This window comes from Thermotalea metallivorans, assembly GCF_001562415.1.
In the GTDB taxonomy this organism is placed as follows: Bacteria; Bacillota; Clostridia; order Peptostreptococcales; family Thermotaleaceae; genus Thermotalea; species Thermotalea metallivorans.
On record NZ_LOEE01000051.1, the window covers coordinates 1 to 2,789 of the forward strand.

Consider the following 2,789-nt stretch of genomic DNA (forward strand, 5'->3'; position numbering starts at 1 on the left):
AAGGGATGTCCTTATGACAATGCCAGTATAGAAAGCTTTCATGCAATATTAAAGAAAGAATGTGTATACCTGAATACATTCATAGATCATGAACATGCAAAATCAGTATTATTTCAGTATATAGAAGGGTTTTATAATAGAAAACGAATCCATTCATCAATTGATTATATGACCCCAGAGCAATATGAGAATATATGTAGAGCAGCATAGTTTGCTTTAGATTTTGAGCCTGAGGGAATACTAGCCAACCCGTAGGGCTTGCCCTTGATAAACTAATGAATAAATGCTAAAATAGCTTGTTCCGAAGGCTGTATATAGCTTGCTTTGAGTTTGTCGCCTTCGGGTAAAAGTCAGGGTGCATTTATGAATAGTTTGTCAAGGGTGTCGGTAGTTTAAATGAAAAACTTAAATTTGTGTCCAAACTATTGACATAGATCCATATAGCTATGGAAAAACTCTATGAACTCTTTTTTTTTTAATCATCCTTGCTTATCGTTCATAGCATCCGTGCTTGGAGTTTTGACCATACCCATCATGTAAGTGATAAGATTAGGAATAATCACCAGCACTATACAAAAACTGATAGTATTTTGATAATCTATATCTATCCATCTGGCTAGCAATGTAAGGGAGATAAATACAGCACCATACGTAATAGATTGAAATACACCCGATATTCTTCCCACAAATTCCTGCTCAATGTCCTTGACTGAAAAGCTTTCGATATATGTATGTGAAAAGATATTCCCGGTACAAATAATAGCTATTGCCAAAAGGGCAAAATAGAAATCCTTCACAAGCAGCAATGTAAGCCATCCAAAGATAATCACTACTCCCCCATAGACTAAGTTTGCTTTTTCAAAAGTTTCAGTTTTTAGCTTTCCAACAAAATAAGCGCCTATAATTGATCCAATACCAATTGCACTAAATGTAAAACCAATGCCTGTTTCACCATAATTGAAAATCTTAATCGCCAGTATGCTGGGTAAAATATTTAAAATGCCTCCGCTAATTGTATAGAATATTTTATATAAAGACAGTATCCTTAATTTTTTATTTTGCGTTATATACTTAAATCCTTCTTTTTGCATTGCTACAAAGTTATTATCCATTTTTGAAGACTTTATTTCTTCTTCCTCATAGAAAACAAAGAGTAAAAGAATTAAAGAAAGGAAAAATGTAAAGCTATTGAAAAAAATAACGTATTGAAATCCTAGAAAAGCAAAAACCAGACCCCCTGTGGCTGAACCCAAAATAACCGTCAATTCATATAGAATTCTTAATCTTGAAAAAGCACGGGATAATTGTTCTTTAGGAACTAAGTGGGTTATAATTCGATATCTAGCAGTAGTAAAAATAGCACCACATATGGAATTTATAAAGGCAATAATATATAAAATATTTACGGAACCTGTAGCTATAACCCTAAGTGCAAATAAAGTTATAATTCCTCTTATCAGGTCAGCATAGATCATCGTTTTTTTAGCATTATACTTATCGCTAATTGCCCCTCCAATAATAGAAAATATAGCGGATGGAATTAGGCTTAGAATCAATACCATAGATAATGCAGTCGCCGATCTGGACATAGAATATATCATTGCACTAACCGCAACAGTATAAAACCAATTGCCCAAATCAGAAATTACCTGTGCACATCCCACCAATACAAATTCTTTCCTTGCCTTTATCATTGTTTTTATTGCATCAACATTATATTGCACAAATATCTCCCTCCGTTCTATCACACATTTAATATATTTTAATCTTAATTATATGCATTAACCCGTAAAGGGTTTATATGCATGTAGAAATAAAAAAACTTCAAGAATTATTTATACTGAGGATTATATAGCTTATAATTGCACCGAATCACAAAGGGTATCTTTTGCATAAAACAATTGATGTTATGTGTAATAATTTCAAATGAATGATTACCATTTCGCAAAGGTCCAGATCTATTGTGCTTTTCTTCTACACCATCTAAAGTTACTTGAATACCCACGCAGTTATGAATGCTTAAATATTCCATTATTTTTTTCATTAAGCAATGTCCCATTTGTAATCAGTACAACTGAATAGGTTATTCCATATTTACTTACAATTCTGTTTTTGAATTCTTCCAGAAACATTCTTATAAAATCAAAATTTATGAGTGGTTCTTCCCCTGTAAACGCTATTTTAACATCAGACTTCTTTTTATTTACAATCTTATTCACTATCCTTGCCAAGATAGTATCTATATGTGCAGCAGCCATGGAAATCTTATTCAAATGACTTTGAAAACAGTAGTCACAAGTCATATTGCAGTCATATGTCGTAATAATTGTTAAATTATAGCTTCTTGAACTAGCTGATAAGGAGTTAACAACATATTCTTCTTCATTGAAATTATCATCAACTATACATCCTTTTTCCCATAACCTTTCCAGCTTTACAGAGTTATGATTTGCTTTTATTAACTTTTCTTGCTCTGAGACCTTGTCAAGTAAAGTGTGTAAACTTTTTTTAAGGCAGGAATTTTGTGATCCTATCACCAAATAATATGACCAATTGATTTAATACCTGAGACCAATTAGGAATGGCCCGATTCCATTTGCTCACGATATCCATTGTTCGAAGGTAAAAAAGTTTGTATACTGCTTCATCGTTAGGAAAAGCTGCCTTTGTATTGATTACTTTCCTTAAAGAGCTGTGGTAGCTTTCTATAGCATTGGTTGTATAGATAATGTGACGAATCTCTCTAGGAAAATCATATAGGCATAAGACCTTATCCAGATTGTTCTCCC

4 protein-coding genes are annotated in these 2,789 nt (G+C 32.6%); 1 reads left to right on the plus strand and 3 read right to left on the minus strand.

The genetic code is table 11. The annotated features are described in order from the left end of the window. On the plus strand, window positions 1–210 hold a 210-nt coding region (locus tag AN619_RS11490), incomplete at its 5' end, for an IS3 family transposase (protein WP_157064996.1). Between the two features lie 269 nt (window positions 211–479). Here AN619_RS11490 and AN619_RS11495 read toward each other — a convergent pair. The 3 genes from AN619_RS11495 to AN619_RS11505 form a co-directional block, all read right to left on the minus strand. Continuing rightward, window positions 480–1,724, minus strand: a complete 1,245-nt coding sequence (locus AN619_RS11495; RefSeq protein WP_068557095.1) for an MFS transporter — start codon at window positions 1,722–1,724, stop codon at window positions 480–482. Between the two features lie 285 nt (window positions 1,725–2,009). Continuing rightward, window positions 2,010–2,537 (minus strand): radical SAM protein, encoded by a 528-nt coding sequence (locus tag AN619_RS15665; protein ID WP_083525105.1) that lies wholly within the window; start codon window positions 2,535–2,537, stop codon window positions 2,010–2,012. Further along, window positions 2,509–2,789, minus strand: a 281-nt coding sequence (locus AN619_RS11505) for a transposase (protein ID WP_198153295.1), incomplete at its 5' end; no start/stop codon positions are given. The genes AN619_RS11505 and AN619_RS15665, both read right to left, overlap by 29 nt.